This is a genomic window from Caballeronia choica (assembly GCF_001544535.1).
Taxonomy (GTDB): domain Bacteria; phylum Pseudomonadota; class Gammaproteobacteria; order Burkholderiales; family Burkholderiaceae; genus Caballeronia; species Caballeronia choica.
On record NZ_FCON02000015.1, the window covers coordinates 1 to 19,989 of the forward strand.

13 protein-coding genes, 4 tRNA genes and 1 rRNA gene are annotated in these 19,989 nt (G+C 59.3%); all 18 read left to right on the plus strand.

Annotated features, from left to right (window positions below; all coding sequences use genetic code 11):
• The first annotated feature begins 280 nt into the window (after window positions 1-280).
• The 18 genes from rrf (at window position 281) to fusA (ending at window position 19,977) form a co-directional block, all read left to right on the plus strand.
• Window positions 281-394, plus strand: a 5S ribosomal RNA gene (gene rrf / locus AWB68_RS09215).
• A 145-nt stretch (window positions 395-539) separates the two neighbouring features.
• A tRNA-Tyr gene (locus AWB68_RS09220) sits at window positions 540-625 on the plus strand.
• Between the two features lie 40 nt (window positions 626-665).
• Window positions 666-739: transfer RNA gene (locus tag AWB68_RS09225), tRNA-Gly, on the plus strand.
• 15 nt (window positions 740-754) lie between these two features.
• Window positions 755-829, plus strand: a tRNA-Thr gene (locus AWB68_RS09230).
• Window positions 830-892: 63 nt separating this feature from the next.
• Entirely contained in the window at window positions 893-2,083 is a 1,191-nt protein-coding gene (tuf, locus tag AWB68_RS09235; protein WP_087644059.1) for an elongation factor Tu, read from the plus strand.
• Window positions 2,084-2,151: 68 nt separating this feature from the next.
• A tRNA-Trp gene (locus tag AWB68_RS09240) sits at window positions 2,152-2,227 on the plus strand.
• Window positions 2,228-2,261: 34 nt separating this feature from the next.
• Window positions 2,262-2,642, plus strand: coding sequence for a preprotein translocase subunit SecE (gene secE / locus AWB68_RS09245; RefSeq protein WP_087644060.1), 381 nt, complete (start codon window positions 2,262-2,264; stop codon window positions 2,640-2,642).
• A gap of 1 nt (window position 2,643) precedes the next feature.
• Window positions 2,644-3,201, plus strand: a complete 558-nt coding sequence (nusG, locus tag AWB68_RS09250; RefSeq protein WP_087644061.1) for a transcription termination/antitermination protein NusG — start codon at window positions 2,644-2,646, stop codon at window positions 3,199-3,201.
• Between the two features lie 150 nt (window positions 3,202-3,351).
• The gene (gene rplK / locus AWB68_RS09255; protein WP_087644143.1) at window positions 3,352-3,783 is read left to right on the plus strand and encodes a 50S ribosomal protein L11; all 432 of its coding nucleotides are present in this window, start codon (window positions 3,352-3,354) and stop codon (window positions 3,781-3,783) included.
• Window positions 3,784-4,479 carry a 50S ribosomal protein L1 gene (gene rplA, locus AWB68_RS09260; RefSeq protein ID WP_087644062.1) on the plus strand — a complete coding sequence of 232 codons (696 nt, stop codon included), beginning with the start codon at window positions 3,784-3,786 and terminating at the stop codon, window positions 4,477-4,479.
• Between the two features lie 293 nt (window positions 4,480-4,772).
• Window positions 4,773-5,270, plus strand: a complete 498-nt coding sequence (gene rplJ, locus AWB68_RS09265; protein ID WP_087644063.1) for a 50S ribosomal protein L10 — start codon at window positions 4,773-4,775, stop codon at window positions 5,268-5,270.
• Window positions 5,271-5,353: 83 nt separating this feature from the next.
• Window positions 5,354-5,725, plus strand: a complete 372-nt coding sequence (gene rplL, locus AWB68_RS09270; protein WP_087644064.1) for a 50S ribosomal protein L7/L12 — start codon at window positions 5,354-5,356, stop codon at window positions 5,723-5,725.
• 366 nt (window positions 5,726-6,091) lie between these two features.
• The gene (gene rpoB, locus AWB68_RS09275) at window positions 6,092-10,198 is read left to right on the plus strand and encodes a DNA-directed RNA polymerase subunit beta (RefSeq protein ID WP_087644065.1); all 4,107 of its coding nucleotides are present in this window, start codon (window positions 6,092-6,094) and stop codon (window positions 10,196-10,198) included.
• 21 nt (window positions 10,199-10,219) lie between these two features.
• Entirely contained in the window at window positions 10,220-14,458 is a 4,239-nt protein-coding gene (gene rpoC / locus AWB68_RS09280) for a DNA-directed RNA polymerase subunit beta' (protein WP_087644066.1), read from the plus strand.
• A gap of 173 nt (window positions 14,459-14,631) precedes the next feature.
• Window positions 14,632-16,482: a DNA helicase RecQ gene (gene recQ, locus AWB68_RS09285; RefSeq protein WP_087644067.1), complete on the plus strand. Its 1,851-nt coding sequence runs from the start codon at window positions 14,632-14,634 to the stop codon at window positions 16,480-16,482.
• 234 nt (window positions 16,483-16,716) lie between these two features.
• Entirely contained in the window at window positions 16,717-17,097 is a 381-nt protein-coding gene (gene rpsL / locus AWB68_RS09290; RefSeq protein ID WP_035935550.1) for a 30S ribosomal protein S12, read from the plus strand.
• Window positions 17,098-17,283: 186 nt separating this feature from the next.
• Window positions 17,284-17,754: a 30S ribosomal protein S7 gene (rpsG, locus tag AWB68_RS09295; RefSeq protein WP_006053291.1), complete on the plus strand. Its 471-nt coding sequence runs from the start codon at window positions 17,284-17,286 to the stop codon at window positions 17,752-17,754.
• A gap of 120 nt (window positions 17,755-17,874) precedes the next feature.
• Window positions 17,875-19,977 carry an elongation factor G gene (gene fusA, locus AWB68_RS09300; protein WP_087644068.1) on the plus strand — a complete coding sequence of 701 codons (2,103 nt, stop codon included), beginning with the start codon at window positions 17,875-17,877 and terminating at the stop codon, window positions 19,975-19,977.
• Window positions 19,978-19,989: the final 12 nt, after the last annotated feature.

Below are 19,989 nucleotides of genomic sequence, written 5' to 3' on the forward strand. Positions count from 1 at the left end.
CGTGCAGTAATGCATTCAGCTAACTGATACTAATTGCCCGTAAGGCTTGATCCTATAACCAGTGTGTTTTGTGTCGGCCAAAGTTAGTGCTTCAGCACTTGCTTGGACCCCACCCCCGAAGGGGGCGCAAACCACCAGGTTGAGATCCAGCGTTGTGCCCATACAAGCACAGCCCAAAGTAACACCCGTAATACCGAACGCGATTAACCCCGCTGTTCGACTACTTCTTCCCGGATTGGTTGTGGCGTTTCCCCAAGAAACGACGCAACAACAAGTCATGCCTGATGACCACAGCGAGTTGGTACCACCCCTTCCCATCCCGAACAGGACCGTGAAACGACTCCACGCCGATGATAGTGCGGAGCTCCCGTGTGAAAGTAGGTAATCGTCAGGCTCCTCATGCTTTAAACAAACACCCCACCCCACAAAGGTGGGGTGTTTGCGTTGGGGATTCACTATAGTGAGAGCAACAATCGACGCAGATTGCACGACAGGCTTGACATCGTCCTGATGTTCGATCATAATCGATAGTTCTCTGCGGAGGGGTGCCCGAGTGGCTAAAGGGGGCAGACTGTAAATCTGTTGGCTTACGCCTACGTTGGTTCGAATCCAACCTCCTCCACCAGAAATTAGGCGGCAGCGCGTGTAGGGAGTCAGAGCTCCGTGCGGGTGTAGCTCAATGGTAGAGCAGAAGCCTTCCAAGCTTACGACGAGGGTTCGATTCCCTTCACCCGCTCCAGAATCAAATGGTTGCGCCCATGTGGCTCAGTGGTAGAGCACTCCCTTGGTAAGGGAGAGGTCGGCAGTTCGATCCTGCCCATGGGCACCAACATTGCCAGACTAGAGTGTTTGCGCGCGGCGCAAGGTACGAAAATCCTGTTAGGAGTCGAAAATGGCCAAAGGTAAATTCGAGCGGACCAAGCCGCACGTGAACGTTGGAACGATTGGTCACGTTGACCACGGCAAGACGACGCTGACGGCAGCGATCACGACGGTGCTGACGCAAAAGTTTGGCGGCGAAGCCAAGGCGTACGACCAGATCGACGCGGCGCCGGAAGAAAAGGCACGGGGTATCACGATCAACACGGCGCACGTCGAGTACGAAACGGCGAATCGCCACTACGCGCACGTCGATTGCCCGGGCCACGCCGACTATGTGAAGAACATGATCACGGGTGCCGCGCAGATGGACGGCGCGATCCTGGTGTGTTCGGCAGCCGACGGCCCGATGCCGCAAACGCGCGAGCACATCCTGCTGGCTCGCCAGGTTGGCGTGCCGTACATCATTGTGTTCCTGAACAAGTGCGACATGGTCGACGACGCCGAACTGCTCGAGCTGGTCGAAATGGAAGTGCGCGAGCTTCTGTCGAAGTACGACTTCCCGGGCGACGACACGCCGATCATCAAGGGTTCGGCCAAGCTGGCGCTGGAAGGCGACAAGGGCGAGCTGGGTGAAGTGGCGATCATGAACCTGGCCGACGCACTGGACACGTACATCCCGACGCCGGAGCGTGCTGTGGATGGCGCATTTCTGATGCCGGTGGAAGACGTGTTCTCGATCTCGGGTCGCGGCACGGTGGTGACGGGCCGTATCGAGCGCGGCGTGGTGAAGGTTGGCGAGGAAATCGAAATCGTCGGCATCAAGCCGACGGTGAAGACGACCTGCACGGGCGTGGAGATGTTCCGCAAGTTGCTCGACCAGGGTCAAGCGGGCGACAACGTCGGTATCCTGCTGCGCGGCACGAAGCGTGAAGACGTGGAGCGTGGCCAGGTGCTGGCCAAGCCGGGTTCGATCAACCCGCACACGCACTTCACGGCCGAGGTGTACGTTCTGTCGAAGGACGAAGGCGGTCGTCACACGCCGTTCTTCAACAACTATCGCCCGCAGTTCTATTTCCGTACGACGGACGTGACCGGTTCGATCGAGTTGCCGAAGGACAAGGAAATGGTGATGCCGGGCGACAACGTGTCGATCACGGTGAAGCTGATCAACCCGATCGCGATGGAAGAAGGTCTGCGCTTCGCCATCCGTGAAGGTGGCCGTACCGTCGGCGCAGGTGTCGTGGCCAAGATTCTCGAGTAAAAGCCAGAGATTTTTCTCGATAGTCGGTAGTTTCGGGGTTGGCGGCACCGTCAACCCCAAAAAGGTTTAGGGGTATAGCTCAACTGGCAGAGCGTCGGTCTCCAAAACCGAAGGTTGGGGGTTCGATTCCCTCTGCCCCTGCCAAATTCTCGCGCAAAGTGGCGCTGTTCAAGGTGTTATGGCGAATCCTTCCGTCGAAACTGTAAATACTTCCGGCGACAAGTTGATGGTGGCTGCGGGCGTATTGTTGGTATTGGCCGGGTTCGTGGGTTTCTTCTGGCTTGGTGGCCAGGAGTGGTACGTTCGCGGTGCTGCGCTTGCTGTTGGTGTCATCGCAGGAGTCGCAGTCGGTCTTCTGTCCGCCTCGGGGAAGGGATTCATTGCCTTCGCCAAAGATTCATACAAGGAAGTTCGGAAGGTTGTCTGGCCGACCCGCAAGGAAGCCACGCAGACGACGCTGGTGGTCTTCGGCTTCGTATTGATCATGGCCATCTTTCTTTGGCTTAGCGATAAGTCGATAGAATGGATGATTTTCTCGGTGATTCTGGGTTGGAAATGATATGAGCGATACTCCGACATCTCCGAGCGGAAAGCGATGGTACGTTGTCCATGCTTACTCCGGTATGGAGAAAAGCGTGCAACGTGCGCTTCAGGAGCGCATCGAGCGCGCTGGCATGCAAGACCAGTTCGGGCAGATTTTGGTGCCGACCGAAGAGGTCGTTGAGGTAAAAGGCGGGCATAAGTCTGTCACGGAACGTCGTTTTTTTCCCGGATACGTCCTGGTTGAAATGGAAATGACCGATGAAACGTGGCATTTGGTGAAGAACACGGCCAAAGTCACGGGTTTTGTCGGGGGCGCGCGTAATCGCCCCAGCCCGATCTCCCCGCGGGAGGTCGAAAAAATAATGTCGCAAATGCAGGAAGGTGTCGAGAAGCCGCGGCCGAAGACGCTATTTGAAGTGGGCGAGATGGTTCGGGTGAAGGACGGCCCGTTCACTGATTTCAACGGAAACGTCGAAGAGGTGAATTACGAAAAATCCCGAGTTCGTGTCTCAGTGACGATCTTCGGACGTTCGACGCCGGTAGAACTTGAGTTCGGCCAGGTCGAAAAGCTGTAAATTTGAATTAATGCGCGCGGGGCTTGTGCCCGTCGCGCAATTCGCGCTTACGGTCCGCGTTATGGCCGTTGAGGAGCGCAAATAGCCGGTAGATGGCAAAAGCGCGTTATTACTCACCGAACGCTAGTGCGTTCCGCAGAGGTTTTCAACATGGCAAAGAAAATCATCGGCTTTATCAAACTGCAGATTCCTGCAGGTAAAGCCAACCCTTCGCCGCCGGTTGGTCCGGCACTGGGGCAGCGTGGCCTGAATATCATGGAGTTCTGCAAGGCGTTTAACGCGCAGACTCAAGCGATGGAGCCGGGTCTCCCGGTGCCAGTCGTGATTACGGCGTTCGCGGACAAGAGCTTCACGTTTATCATGAAGACGCCGCCGGCCACCGTTCTGATCAAGAAGGCAGCGAAAATCGATAAGGGCTCGGCAAAACCGCACACCGATAAGGTTGGCAACATTACCCGCGCACAGGCGGAAGAGATTGCGAAGACGAAGCTGCCGGACCTTACGGCAGCGGATCTGGACGCAGCGGTTCGTACGATCGCTGGTAGTGCCCGCTCGATGGGTATCACCGTGGAGGGCGTGTAAATGGCTAAGCTTTCTAAGCGCCTTCAGGCGTTCGCGAACAAGGTCGACCGCCAGAAGCTCTACCCGGTCGATGACGCACTCGCACTCGTCAAGGAATGTGCGAGCGCCAAGTTCGATGAGTCGATCGACGTCGCAGTGCAACTCGGCATCGACGCCAAGAAGTCGGACCAAGTGGTTCGCGGCTCCGTCGTGCTGCCGGCTGGCACGGGCAAGTCCGTTCGCGTTGCTGTGTTCGCACAGGGTGAAAAGGCCGAGCAGGCGCGCGCCGCTGGCGCCGAGATTGTCGGTATGGAGGACCTGGCCGAGCAAGTCAAGGCGGGTAACCTGAATTTCGACGTCGTGATCGCCTCTCCCGACACGATGCGCGTCGTTGGTACGCTAGGCCAGATTCTTGGTCCGCGCGGCTTGATGCCGAATCCGAAGGTCGGTACTGTTACCGCCGACGTCGCTCAGGCTGTAAAGAACGCCAAGGCCGGTCAGGTTCAGTTCCGTGTCGACAAGGCAGGCATCATTCACGCGACGATCGGCCGTGCTTCATTCGAGCCGGCATCGCTGCGTCAAAATCTGTCGGCGCTGGTCGAAGCCCTCCAAAAGGCTAAGCCGGCGACCAGCAAGGGTGTGTACCTGCGCAAGATCGCATTGTCGAGCACCATGGGTGTTGGCGTGCGCGTCGATCAGGGCACGCTCGCTCAGTAAGGAATCATGCGCACGGTCGGTCTTCCGGCCGTGTGTTAAGGGCTTTGGGCGGCCGTGGGGCGATAGTTTGCTTCGCAGCTGGTTGTCAAAGACCGTTGGTGGTGGCGCAGCGGGTAGGCGTCGCCTTAATGAACGCCAACGCAGATGGCGAACCCGGAAAGTTTTGTAGTGGTTGAAATCGGTTGTCGTACGCCACGCGGCGTACACCAATTGATCGAAATGCTCCTAACAGGTCGGACGCCGTTGTTGAACGCGGTGCGCCACGTCGGTGCATCGAATTTGGAGGTTTAACCGTGCCACTGAACAAAGAAGATAAGCAGGCAGTCGTCGCTGAAGTCGCCGCGCAAGTCGCGAAGGCTCAGACGATGGTGCTCGCTGAGTATCGTGGGATCACGGTTGGCGATCTGACCAAGCTGCGCGCGAAAGCGCGCGAGCAGCAGGTGTATCTCCGTGTGTTGAAGAACACGCTGGCGCGTCGCGCCGTGGAAGGTACGCCGTTCGCTCCGCTGGCTGAGCAGATGACCGGTCCTCTGATCTACGGCATCTCGGAAGATGCAATTGCTGCAGCCAAGGTCGTCAACGATTTCGGCAAAGGCAATGACAAGTTGATCATCAAGGCTGGTTCCTACGAAGGCAACGTGATGGACAAGGCAGGCGTGCAAGCGCTGGCCAACATTCCGAGCCGCGAAGAACTGCTTTCCAAGTTGCTTTACGTTATGCAAGCGCCTGTTGCTGGCTTCGCGCGTGGCCTCGCCGCGCTGGCGGAGAAGAAGCAAGGCGAAGCTGCGTAACGCATTCACTTGGGCACCAGTTGCTCAGTTAGGCATTAGCTAGATCGCTAGCTCGATCCGAATTCAATTTAGGAGTATTTCAAATGGCAATCGCAAAAGAAGACATCCTCGAAGCAGTAGGCTCGATGTCGGTTCTGGAACTGAACGAGCTGGTCAAGGCGTTCGAAGAGAAGTTCGGCGTGTCGGCTGCAGCAGTTGCTGTCGCTGGCCCGGCAGGCGCTGCAGCTGCAGTCGCTGAAGAACAAACTGAATTCACGGTCAACCTGTTGGAAGTCGGCGCGAACAAGGTTTCGGTGATTAAGGCAGTCCGTGAACTGACGGGTCTCGGCCTGAAGGAAGCGAAGGACCTGGTCGATGGCGCACCGAAGCCTGTGAAGGAAGCGGTACCGAAGGCTGCTGCCGAAGAAGCGAAGAAGAAGTTGGAAGAAGCAGGCGCGAAGGCTGAAATCAAGTAAATTTCACTGCGCTCTGTGGAGGCTGGCGGTTTTGCACCGCCGGCCTTTTTGTGCTTTGTGGGGACTAAGTGTTTTGCTGCCGGTATCGGCAATAAAGTCCGCACAGAGGCCAAAGATGATCGTCGGCAGGGAGATATTGCCGATGCTTCTCTTTGTCTTCTGAAGCGACTGCAGAAGGCAAGTTTGGTCGGGTAGCGGGCAACACAGGCATCCGCTGCCGTCAGCCAGCGGTTGGTAGCGGCCAACCACCAAGCTTCTAGGCTCGTTCGTCCTCGCAGGACGATTCACGAGTCTCAGTCGGTGAACACCGGGTCGTGTCATCGAGGTATCCCGCCTCGGCAACGCCCGCCGTGATTCGGAGATCGTATGCAATATTCCTTCACCGAGAAGAAGCGTATTCGCAAGAGTTTCGCGAAGCGCCCCATCGTTCACCAAGTTCCATTCTTGCTGGCCACTCAGCTTGAATCATTCAGCACGTTTCTGCAAGCCGATACCTCTGCAACGCAGCGGAAATCAGAAGGCCTGCAAGCCGCTTTTTCCTCGGTATTCCCCATCGTTTCGCACAACGGTTTCGCGCGACTCGAGTTCGTCAGTTACATGCTTTCTCCGCCGGCGTTCAACATAAAGGAATGCCAGCAGCGCGGCCTGACCTATTGCTCCGCCTTGCGCGCCAAGGTGCGCCTTGTCCTGCTCGACAAGGAATCGCCGAGCAAACCAGTCGTCAAGGAAGTGAAGGAACAGGAAGTGTACATGGGCGAAATTCCGCTCATGACCCCGACGGGTTCGTTCGTCATCAACGGCACGGAACGGGTGATCGTGTCGCAGTTGCACCGTTCGCCGGGCGTGTTCTTCGAGCACGACAAGGGCAAGACGCACAGCTCAGGCAAGCTGCTGTTCTCGGCGCGTATCATCCCTTACCGCGGTTCTTGGCTCGACTTCGAATTCGATCCGAAGGACGTGCTGTATTTCCGTGTCGACCGTCGCAGGAAGATGCCGGTGACGATCCTGCTGAAGGCCATTGGCCTCACGCCGGAACAGATCCTCGCCAACTTCTTCGTGTTCGACAACTTCGCGTTGATGGGCGAAGGCGCGCAAATGGAGTTCGTGCCGGAGCGGCTGCGCGGCGAAGTCGCGCGCTTCGACATCCAGGATCGCGAAGGCAACGTCATCGTCACGAAGGACAAGCGGATCAACGCGAAGCACATCCGCGACCTTGAAAACGCGAAGACCAAGTTCATCTCGGTCCCTGAAGATTATCTGCTCGGCCGCGTCCTGGCGAAGAACGTCGTGGACGGCGAGACGGGCGAAGTGATTGCCAACGCCAACGACGAAATCACGGAAACGGTTCTCGAAAAGCTGCGCGAAGCGAAGGTCAAGGACATCCAGACGCTCTACACGAACGATCTGGATCAGGGCCCGTACATTTCGTCGACGCTGCGCATCGACGAAACCGCCGACAAGATGGCCGCGCGCATCGCGATCTACCGCATGATGCGCCCGGGCGAACCGCCGACCGAAGAAGCGGTCGAGGCGCTGTTCAACCGTCTGTTCTACAGCGAAGACGCGTATGACCTGTCGAAGGTCGGCCGCATGAAGTTCAATCGCCGCGTGGGTCGCGACGAGATCATCGGGCCGATGACGCTGCAGGACGATGACATTCTCGCGACGATCAAGATTCTCGTCGAGTTGCGCAACGGCAAGGGCGAAGTGGACGACATCGACCACTTGGGCAATCGCCGCGTGCGTTGTGTCGGCGAACTGGCGGAGAATCAGTTCCGCGCCGGGCTTGTGCGTGTTGAACGTGCTGTGAAAGAGCGTCTGGGCCAGGCTGAAAGCGAAAACCTGATGCCGCACGACCTGATCAACTCGAAGCCGATTTCGTCGGCGATTCGCGAGTTCTTCGGTTCGTCACAGCTTTCGCAGTTCATGGACCAGACGAACCCGCTGTCGGAAATTACCCACAAACGCCGTGTTTCGGCTCTTGGGCCGGGTGGTCTGACGCGTGAGCGCGCTGGCTTCGAAGTCCGCGACGTGCATCCGACCCACTATGGCCGCGTGTGCCCGATTGAAACGCCGGAAGGCCCGAACATCGGCCTGATCAATTCGCTCGCCCTTTACGCGCACCTGAACGAATACGGCTTCCTCGAAACGCCGTATCGCAAGGTCGTGGACAGCAAGGTGACGGATCAGATCGACTACTTGTCGGCGATCGAAGAAGGCCGCTACGTGATCGCGCAGGCGAACGCCGCCATGGGCGAAGACGGTACGCTGACCGACGAACTGGTTTCGTCGCGTGAAGCGGGCGAAACGCTGATGGTCACGCCGGACCGTATCCAGTACATGGACGTGGCGCCGTCGCAGATCGTGTCGGTCGCAGCTTCGCTGATTCCGTTCCTCGAGCACGACGACGCGAACCGCGCGTTGATGGGCTCGAACATGCAGCGTCAGGCGGTGCCGTGCCTGCGTCCTGAAAAGGCCGTGGTCGGTACGGGCATCGAGCGCACGGTGGCGGTCGACTCGGGTACGACGGTTCAGGCGTTCCGCGGCGGCGTGGTCGACTATGTCGATGCGGGCCGTATCGTGATTCGCGTGAACGACGACGAAGCGGTTGCAGGTGATGTAGGTGTCGACATCTACAACCTGATCAAGTACACGCGTTCGAACCAGAACACGAACATCAACCAGCGTCCGATCGTGAAGGTGGGCGACAAGGTGTCGCGTGGCGACGTGCTGGCTGACGGCGCATCGACCGACCTGGGTGAACTCGCGCTCGGTCAGAACATGCTCGTCGCGTTCATGCCATGGAACGGCTACAACTTCGAAGACTCGATCCTGATCTCGGAAAAGGTCGTGGCGGATGACCGTTACACGTCGATCCACATCGAGGAACTGAACGTCGTTGCACGCGACACGAAGCTCGGACCGGAAGAAATCACGCGCGACATCTCGAACCTGGCCGAAGTGCAGCTTGGCCGTCTCGACGAATCGGGCATCGTGTACATCGGCGCGGAAGTCGAAGCCGGCGACGTGCTGGTCGGTAAGGTCACGCCGAAGGGCGAAACCCAGCTGACGCCGGAAGAAAAGCTGCTGCGCGCGATTTTCGGTGAGAAGGCGTCGGACGTGAAGGACACGTCGCTGCGCGTTCCGTCGGGCATGAGCGGCACGGTGATCGACGTGCAGGTGTTCACGCGCGAAGGCATCACGCGCGACAAGCGCGCGCAACAGATCATCGACGACGAACTGAAGCGCTATCGCCTCGATTTGAATGACCAGTTGCGTATCGTGGAAGGCGATGCGTTCTCGCGTCTCGCGCGGATGCTCAACGGCAAGATCGCGAACGGCGGTCCGAAGAAGCTGGCGAAGGGCACGGCGATCGACCTTCCGTATCTGGAAGACCTGGACCACTACCACTGGTTCGACATCCGCCTCGCGGACGAAGAAGCAGCGGCACAGCTCGAAGCCATCAAGGATTCGATCGAACAGAAGCGTCACCAGTTCGACCTCGCGTTCGAAGAGAAGCGCAAGAAGCTGACGCAAGGCGACGAATTGCCGCCGGGCGTGTTGAAGATGGTCAAGGTTTATCTGGCTGTGAAGCGTCGTCTGCAGCCGGGCGACAAGATGGCTGGCCGCCACGGTAACAAGGGTGTCGTGTCGAAGATCGTTCCGATCGAAGACATGCCGTACATGGCCGATGGCCGTCCGGCGGACGTCGTGTTGAACCCGCTTGGCGTGCCGTCGCGGATGAACGTAGGTCAGATTCTCGAAGTGCATCTGGGCTGGGCCGCGAAGGGTCTCGGCTGGCGTATCGGCGAAATGCTGCAGGCGCAGGCGAAGATCGAGGAACTCCGTAGCTTCCTGACGAAGATCTACAACGAGTCGGGCCGTGCCGAAGAGCTGGACAGCTTCAGCGACGACGAAATCGTCGAACTGGCGCGGAACCTGCGCGAAGGCGTGCCGTTCGCAACGCCGGTGTTCGACGGCGCGACGGAAGGCGAAATGGAGCGCGCGCTGGATCTGGCGTTCCCGGACGACATCGCGAAGCAACTCGGCATGACGAAGTCGAAGAATCAGGTGCAGTTGAGCGATGGCCGCACGGGCGAACCGTTCGAACGGACGGTGACGGTCGGCTATATGCACTACCTGAAGCTGCACCACCTGGTCGACGACAAGATGCACGCGCGTTCGACCGGCCCGTACTCGCTCGTCACGCAGCAGCCGCTGGGTGGTAAGGCGCAGTTCGGTGGCCAGCGTTTCGGTGAAATGGAAGTGTGGGCGCTCGAAGCCTATGGCGCATCGTATGTGCTGCAGGAAATGCTGACCGTGAAGTCGGACGACGTGACCGGCCGTACCAAGGTTTATGAGAACCTGGTGAAGGGCGACCACGTCATCGATGCCGGCATGCCCGAGTCGTTCAATGTGCTGGTGAAGGAAATCCGGTCGCTCGGTATCGACATCGACCTGGACCGGAACTAATCGGACTACTGGAGAGAAGCGATGAAAGCTTTGCTCGATCTATTCAAGCAAGTCCAACAACCTGAAGTTTTTGACGCGATCAAGATCGGTCTGGCCTCGCCCGACAAGATCCGTTCGTGGTCGTTCGGTGAAGTGAAGAAGCCGGAAACCATCAACTACCGCACATTCAAGCCGGAGCGGGATGGCCTGTTCTGCGCGAAGATTTTCGGGCCGATCAAGGACTACGAGTGCCTGTGCGGCAAGTACAAGCGCCTGAAGCACCGCGGCGTGATCTGCGAAAAGTGCGGCGTCGAAGTGACGCTCGCGAAGGTGCGTCGCGAACGGATGGGGCACATCGAACTGGCCTCGCCGGTTGCGCACATCTGGTTCCTGAAGTCGCTGCCGTCGCGTCTGGGCATGGTGCTCGACATGACGTTGCGCGATATCGAACGCGTGCTGTATTTCGAAGCATACGTCGTGATCGATCCGGGCATGACGCCGCTGAAAGCGCGGCAGATCATGACCGAAGAGGATTACTACAACAAGGTCGAAGAGTACGGTGACGAATTCCGCGCCGAGATGGGCGCGGAAGGCGTGCGTGAACTATTGCGCGCGATCAACATCGACGAGCAGGTCGAGATGCTGCGCACCGAACTCAAGAACACGGGTTCGGAAGCGAAGATCAAGAAGTACGCGAAGCGCCTGAAAGTGCTCGAGGCATTCCAGCGTTCGGGCATCAAGCCTGACTGGATGGTGCTTGAAGTGCTGCCGGTGCTGCCGCCGGAACTGCGTCCGCTCGTGCCGCTCGATGGCGGCCGTTTCGCGACGTCGGACTTGAACGACCTGTATCGCCGCGTGATCAACCGTAACAACCGGTTGAAGCGTCTGCTCGAACTGAAGGCACCTGAAATCATCGTCCGCAACGAAAAGCGGATGCTGCAGGAAGCCGTCGATTCGCTGCTCGACAACGGTCGTCGCGGCAAGGCAATGACTGGCGCGAACAAGCGTCCGCTGAAGTCGCTGGCTGACATGATCAAGGGTAAGGGCGGTCGTTTCCGTCAGAACTTGCTCGGTAAGCGCGTCGACTACTCGGGTCGTTCGGTGATCGTGGTCGGCCCGACGCTCAAGCTGCATCAGTGCGGTCTGCCGAAGCTGATGGCGCTCGAACTGTTCAAGCCTTTCATCTTCAACAAGCTGGAAGTGATGGGCGTCGCTACGACCATCAAGGCCGCGAAGAAGGAAGTCGAGAACCAGACGCCGGTGGTGTGGGACATTCTCGAAGAAGTCATTCGCGAACATCCGGTCATGCTGAACCGCGCTCCGACGCTGCACCGTCTCGGCATTCAGGCTTTCGAGCCGGTGCTGATCGAAGGCAAGGCAATCCAGCTGCATCCGCTGGTTTGCGCGGCGTTCAACGCCGACTTCGACGGTGACCAGATGGCTGTTCACGTACCGCTGTCGCTCGAAGCGCAGATGGAAGCGCGCACGCTGATGCTGGCGTCGAACAATATTCTGTTCCCGGCCAACGGCGATCCGTCGATCGTGCCGTCGCAGGATATCGTGCTGGGTCTTTACTACGCATCGCGTGAAGCGGTGAACGGCAAGGGCGAAGGCATGACGTTCACGGGCGTGTCGGAAGCGATCCGCGCGTACGAGAACAAGGAAGTCGAGCTGGCATCGCGCGTCAATGTGCGGATCACGGAAATGGTCCACAACGAAGACCAGAGCGAAGGCGCACCGAAGTTCGTGCCGAAGATCTCGCTGTTCGCCACCACGGTCGGCCGTTCGATCCTGTCGGAAATTCTGCCGCCGGGTCTGCCGTTCACGGTGCTGAACAAGCCGCTGAAGAAGAAGGAAATTTCGCGCCTGATCAACACGGCATTCCGCAAGTGCGGTCTGCGCGAAACGGTTATTTTCGCCGACCAACTGATGCAGATGGGTTTCCGTCTGGCGACGCGCGCCGGTATTTCGATTTGCGTCGACGACATGCTCGTCCCGCCGCAAAAGGAAACGATCGTCGGCGATGCGGCGAAGAAGGTGAAGGAATACGACCGTCAGTACATGTCGGGTCTCGTCACCGCGCAGGAGCGCTACAACAACGTGGTCGACATCTGGTCGGCGACGTCGGAAGCGGTCGGCAAGGCGATGATGGAGCAACTCGCGACCGAGCCGGTGGTCGACCGCGACGGCAACCAGACGAAGCAGGAATCGTTCAACTCGATCTACATGATGGCCGACTCGGGCGCCCGCGGTTCCGCGGTGCAGATTCGTCAACTGGCCGGTATGCGTGGACTGATGGCGAAGCCGGACGGCTCGATCATCGAGACGCCGATTACGGCGAACTTCCGCGAAGGCCTGAACGTGTTGCAGTACTTCATCTCGACCCACGGCGCACGTAAGGGTCTGGCTGATACGGCACTGAAGACGGCGAACTCGGGTTACCTGACGCGGCGTCTGGTCGACGTGACGCAGGATCTGGTCGTGGTCGAGGACGATTGCGGCACGACCAACGGTGTGGCGATGAAGGCGCTGGTCGAAGGCGGTGAAGTCGTCGAAGCGCTGCGTGACCGGATTCTCGGTCGCGTTGCGGTGGCGGACGTCGTCAATCCGGAATCGCAGGAAACGCTGTATGCATCGGGCGATCTGCTCGACGAAGACGCGGTCGAGGAAATCGAACGCCTCGGCATCGACGAAGTGCGCGTGCGCACGCCGCTGACTTGCGAAACGCGTTACGGCCTGTGCGCAGCCTGCTACGGCCGCGACCTGGGCCGTGGTTCGCGCGTGAACGTCGGCGAAGCGGTCGGCGTGATCGCGGCGCAGTCGATCGGCGAGCCGGGCACGCAGTTGACGATGCGTACGTTCCACATCGGCGGTGCAGCATCGCGCGCGGCGATCGCTTCGTCGGTTGAAGCGAAGAGCAACGGCACGGTGCGCTTCACGGCGACGATGCGTTACGTCACGAACGCGAAGGGCGAGCAGGTCGTCATTTCGCGCTCGGGCGAGGCGATCATCGCTGACGACCTCGGTCGTGAGCGCGAACGTCACAAGATCCCGTACGGCGCGACGCTGCTGCAACTCGACGGCGCGCAGATCAAGGCGGGTGCGCAACTGGCCCAATGGGATCCGCTGACGCGTCCGATCATCACCGAGTGGGGCGGTACGGTGAAGTTCGAAAACGTCGAGGAAGGCGTGACGGTGGCGAAGCAGATCGACGACGTGACCGGTCTTTCGACGCTGGTCGTTATCGACGTGAAGCGCCGCGGCTCGCAGGCTTCGAAGAGCGTGCGTCCGCAGGTGAAGCTGCTCGACGCGACCGGCGAGGAAGTCAAGATCCCGAACACCGAGCATTCGGTGCAGATCGGCTTCCAGGTCGGCGCTCTGATCACCGTGAAGGATGGTCAGCAAGTGCAGGTCGGTGAAGTGCTGGCACGTATCCCGGTTGAAGCGCAGAAGACGCGTGACATTACCGGCGGTCTGCCGCGCGTGGCCGAACTGTTCGAAGCGCGCTCGCCGAAGGACGCCGGCATTCTGGCGGAAGTCACGGGCACGACGTCGTTCGGCAAGGACACGAAGGGCAAGCAGCGTCTCGTGATCACGGACCTCGAAGGCAATCAGCACGAGTTCCTGATCGCGAAGGAAAAGCAGGTTCTGGTGCACGATGGTCAGGTCGTCAACAAGGGCGAAATGATCGTCGACGGTCCGGCCGATCCGCACGACATCCTGCGTCTGCAGGGTATCGAGGCGCTGTCGCGTTACATCGTGGACGAAGTGCAGGACGTGTACCGTCTGCAAGGCGTGAAGATCAACGACAAGCACATTGAAGTGATCGTGCGCCAGATGTTGCGTCGTGTGCAGATCGTCGACAACGGTGATACGCGTTTCATTCCGGGCGAACAAGTCGAGCGGTCGGACATGCTCGACGAGAACGACCGGATGACGGCGGAAGACAAGCGTCCGGCGACCTACGAGAACGTGCTCCTTGGTATCACGAAGGCCTCGCTCTCGACCGATTCGTTCATCTCGGCGGCGTCGTTCCAGGAAACGACCCGCGTGCTGACCGAAGCGGCGATCATGGGCAAGCGCGACGATCTGCGCGGGCTGAAGGAAAACGTGATCGTCGGCCGTCTGATTCCGGCCGGTACGGGTCTCGCGTTCCACAAGGCGCGCAAGAGCAAGGAGTTGTCGGATCGCGAACGCTTCGACCAGATCGCAGCGGAAGAATCGTTCGATTTCGGTACACCCGAAGCTGCACCTGCAGAACAGCAACATCCGGCGGAATAAGTTCGAAGGCCTGCGCCTGAAGAATTGACTCACCGCTCAAAGCCGCTCGGTTTAGACCGAGCGGCTTTTTTATTTGCATCGTCCGTTTGTCTAATCCCCATTTAACGCGAGGGCAAGCGGCGCCGTCGTTGGTAAAATCGGGCCACTCACGCTACGACGCCCACGTCTTCTCAATGTCCCGTTCGCTCGAAATCCTCAACGAAATTTTTGGCTATCCCGCTTTCCGAGGGCAGCAGGGCGAAATCGTCGAACACGTGGCGGCGGGCGGCGATTCGCTCGTGCTCATGCCAACGGGCGGCGGCAAGTCGCTGTGCTATCAGATCCCTTCGCTCGTGAGAAAGGAGGCGGGCTTCGGCGCGGGCATCGTCGTGTCGCCGCTGATCGCACTGATGCAGGACCAGGTTGCCGCGCTCAAGGAAGTCGGCGTTCGCGCCTCGTACCTGAATTCGACACTGTCGGGCGCCGAGGCTTCCGCCACCGAACGCGCGTTGCGCAATGGCGAAATCGACTTGCTGTACGTAGCGCCCGAGCGCCTGATGACGCCGCGTTTCCTCGATCTTCTGGAAAGCGCGCCAATCGGGCTGTTCGCAATCGACGAAGCGCATTGCGTGTCGCAATGGGGGCACGATTTCCGGCCGGAATACATCCAGTTGTCCGTGCTGCACGAGCGGTTTCCATCGGTACCGCGCATCGCACTAACGGCCACCGCCGACGCCATCACGCGCGACGAAATCGTTCATCGCCTCGCGCTCGACGAGGCGCGTATTTTCGTATCGAGCTTCGATCGACCGAACATTCGTTATCGCATCGTCGAAAAGGACAATGCGCGCGCGCAACTGCTCGATTTCATCCGCGCCGAGCACACGAACAAGGACGGCACGACCGACGCGGGTGTGATCTATTGCCTGTCGCGCCGCAAGGTCGAAGAGACTGCCGACTGGCTGAAGAGCCAGGGACTGCGTGCTTTGCCATATCACGCGGGCATGGAGTTCGGGACCCGTCAGAAGCATCAGGAAATGTTCCAGCGCGAGGAAGGCATCGTGATGTGCGCGACGATCGCGTTCGGGATGGGCATCGACAAGCCGGACGTGCGCTTCGTGGCCCATCTCGACTTGCCGAAGAGCGTCGAAGGCTATTACCAGGAAACGGGACGCGCGGGGCGCGATGGGCTGCCGGCGAATGCGTGGATGACGTACGGCCTCGGCGACGTCGTGCAGCAGCGCAAGATGATTGATGAATCCGATGCCGACGATATGCACAAGCGCGTCCAGGGCGGCAAGCTCGATGCGTTGCTCGGCCTCTGCGAGACTGCGTCGTGCCGGCGCGTGCGCTTGCTCGGTTATTTCGGCGAGGCAAGCCAACCGTGCGGCAATTGCGATACTTGCCTGGAGCCGCCGGCATCATGGGACGCAACGCGCGAAGCCCAAATGGCGCTTTCGTGCGTGTATCGCGCGTTCAAGGCCAGCGGATTTCACTTCGGCGCGGGCCATCTGATCGATATCCTGCGCGGCAATCGCACGGAAAAGGTGTTGCAGCGAGGGCACGAAAGGATTTCGACATTCGGTGTTGGCGCGGCGTTGTCGGAACAGGAGTGGCGCGCAGTCTTTCGGCAACTGGTGGCATTCGGCTACCTTGCGGTCGATCACGACGGGTTCGGTGCCCTCGTGCTCACCGACGCGAGCAAGCCGGTGCTCAAGGGCGAGCAGAACGTCACGCTGCGCAAATACGTTAAGCCGACGCGGACGCGCCAGTCGTCGTCCGGACGCACGGGCGAACGCGCCGACCCGACCGCGGGTATGTCATCGCGAGAAAAGGCGCGCTGGGAGCGCTTGCGCTTGTGGCGCTCTGAGACAGCGAAGGGCGACGGCGTGCCGGCATACGTGATTTTCCACGACGCGACGCTTGCGGAAATCGCTCGCAACGACCCCGATTCGATCGAGGATCTGCGTCAAATTCCTGGAATCGGCGCACGCAAGCTCGACCGGTTCGGCTCTGAATTGCTCGAAGTCGTGGCTGCGGATTAGCGCTTTTGGAATCCGTCTCGGGCGAGAAAAGCCGCAACCTATTGACCTGATTGGGATTTCCAGACTATTATGCTAGGTTCTCGTTCTTGGCTTTCTCGTGCGCACTCCGAAAGTACTCCGAAAGTACTCCGGCGTAAGTTGCGAGCCATGTCAGGGACAAGAAGTTCGATGCGCGTCGTTTTTCGCTTTGCCCGAAAAGGGCGCGTCGATTTTGATCAATTTCAGGAATAGACAATGCCAACCATCAATCAATTGGTTCGCAAAGGCCGCGCTTCCGAAACAGTGAAGAGCAAGTCGCCGGCTTTGCAGGACTGCCCGCAGCGTCGCGGCGTGTGCACTCGCGTGTACACGACGACGCCGAAGAAGCCGAACTCGGCGCTTCGTAAAGTTGCCAAGGTTCGTCTGACGAACGGCTTCGAAGTCATTTCGTACATCGGTGGCGAAGGCCACAACCTGCAGGAACACTCGGTCGTGCTGATTCGCGGCGGTCGTGTGAAGGACTTGCCGGGTGTGCGTTACCACATGGTTCGCGGCTCGCTGGATACCCAGGGCGTCAAGGATCGTAAGCAGGCTCGTTCGAAGTACGGTGCGAAGCGTGCCAAGGCTGGCAAGTAAATTCTTGCCGGTTCAAGTGTTTTCAGGCTGCCCGTAAAAGGGCGTTCAAAGCGGTGGTGCCGGAATTGCCGGTGCTGTCGAGTAAGTGGTCACCCGGCCAAGCTGGTTAATCAAGTGAGATGGATCGGGTTTGTTGGTGGCCGCGGGGCTTGAAAGAGCTCCAACTGAAAAGTCAAAGGAAGAAACATGCCGCGTCGTCGCGAAGTCCCCAAGCGGGAAGTGTTGCCGGATCCGAAATTCGGCAACGTAGATGTAGCCAAGTTCATGAACGTGCTGATGCTCTCCGGCAAGAAATCGGTTGCCGAGCGTATCGTGTACGGCGCTTTTGAACAGATCCAGACCAAGGGTGGCAAGGACCCGCTGGAAGTGTTCACGGTTGCGCTCAACAACGTGAAACCGGTCGTCGAAGTGAAGAGCCGTCGCGTTGGTGGTGCGAACTATCAGGTTCCGGTCGAAGTGCGTCCGTCGCGTCGTATGGCATTGGCGATGCGTTGGCTGCGTGAAGCCGCGAAGAAGCGCAGCGAGAAGTCGATGGCCCTGCGTCTTGCAGGTGAACTTTCGGAAGCGGCCGAAGGCCGTGGCGGCGCGATGAAGAAGCGCGACGAAGTTCACCGGATGGCAGAAGCCAACAAGGCGTTCTCGCATTTCCGTTTCTAAGTCTCCCGACCTAGGTCGAACGGAAAAATCCGGGCGGGTGCGCTTTCAAAGCGCCTCGCCCGTTTGTGTTAGGACGCGGCTGGCCACGAGCCGACGCGTCGACCCAATAAAGGATTCAAAGTGGCTCGCAAGACACCTATCGAGCGCTACCGTAACATCGGTATCAGCGCTCACATCGACGCCGGCAAAACGACGACGACCGAGCGCATCCTGTTTTATACAGGCGTGAACCACAAGATCGGTGAAGTTCACGACGGCGCAGCAACGATGGACTGGATGGAGCAGGAGCAGGAGCGCGGCATCACCATCACGTCGGCGGCTACGACGGCGTTCTGGAAAGGCATGGCGGGCGACCGCGCGGAGCACCGCATCAACATCATCGACACCCCGGGCCACGTCGACTTCACGATCGAAGTCGAGCGCTCGATGCGCGTGCTCGACGGCGCGTGCATGGTGTACTGCGCTGTGGGCGGCGTGCAGCCGCAGTCAGAAACCGTCTGGCGCCAGGCCAACAAGTACAAGGTTCCCCGCCTCGCGTTCATCAACAAGATGGACCGTACCGGCGCGAACTTCTTCAAGGTTTACGACCAACTCAAGCTGCGTCTGAAGGCCAATCCCGTTCCGGTCGTGGTGCCGATCGGCGCAGAAGACACGTTCACGGGCGTGGTCGACCTGATCAAGATGAAGGCGATCATTTGGGACGAAGCGTCCCAGGGCACAAAGTTCTCGTATGAAGAGATCCCGGCTGAACTCGTCGACACGTGCAACGATTGGCGTGAAAAGATGATCGAAGCGGCGGCTGAGTCGACCGAAGAACTGATGAACAAGTACCTCGAGTCGGGTGAACTGACCGAAGCGGAAATCATCAAGGGCCTGCGCGACCGTACGATCGCTTGCGAAATCCAGCCGATGCTGTGCGGCACCGCGTTCAAGAACAAGGGCGTGCAACGGATGCTGGACGCCGTGCTCGACTTCCTGCCGTCGCCGATCGACATTCCGCCGGTCACGGGTGAACTCGAAAACGGTGAAAAGGCTGAACGTCGCGCCGCTGACGACGAGAAGTTTTCGTCGCTCGCGTTCAAGATCATGACGGACCCGTTCGTCGGCCAGTTGATTTTCTTCCGCGTGTACTCGGGTACGACCAAGTCCGGCGACACGCTGCTGAACGCGACCAAGGACAAGAAGGAACGTCTTGGTCGTATTCTGCTGATGCACGCAAACCAGCGCGAAGAAATCAAGGAAGTGCACGCGGGCGACATCGCCGCTGCCGTTGGCCTGAAAGACGCGACCACGGGCGATACGCTGTGCGATCCGGCACATCCGATCGTGCTCGAGCGCATGATCTTCCCGGAGCCGGTGATTTCGCAGGCAGTTGAGCCGAAGACAAAGCCCGACCAGGAAAAAATGGGTCTGGCGCTGAACCGTCTCGCTCAGGAGGATCCGTCGTTCCGCGTTCAAACGGACGAAGAATCGGGCCAGACCATCATTTCGGGCATGGGCGAGCTTCACCTGGAAATTCTGGTCGACCGGATGAAGCGCGAATTCGGCGTGGAAGCCACGGTTGGCAAGCCGCAGGTTGCGTATCGCGAAACGATTCGTGGCACGGCGGAAGACGTCGACGGCAAGTTCGTCAAGCAGTCGGGTGGTCGCGGGCAGTACGGTCACGCGGTCATCACGCTCGAGCCGAACGAGCAGGGCAAGGGCTACGAGTTCCTGGACGAAATCAAGGGCGGCGTGATTCCGCGTGAATACATTCCGGCAGTCGACAAGGGTATCCAGGAAACGCTGAAGGCTGGCGTGCTGGCCGGCTTCCCGGTCGTTGACGTGAAGGTTCACCTGACTTTTGGTTCGTACCACGATGTCGACTCGAACGAAAACGCGTTCCGCATGGCTGGATCGATGGCGTTCAAGGAAGCAATGCGCAAGGCGAGCCCGGTCATCCTCGAACCGATGATGGCCGTCGAAGTCGAAACGCCGGAAGACTACATGGGCAACGTCATGGGCGACTTGTCGAGCCGTCGCGGTATTGTCCAGGGCATGGAAGACATGATCGGTGGCGGCAAGATCGTTCGCGCTGAAGTGCCGCTGTCGGAAATGTTCGGCTACTCGACGTCGCTGCGTTCTGCGACACAAGGTCGCGCCACGTACACGATGGAATTCAAGCACTACTCCGAAGCTCCGCGTAACGTTGCTGACGCGATCATCAACGCGAAATCCAAGTAATTCGGCAAGCCG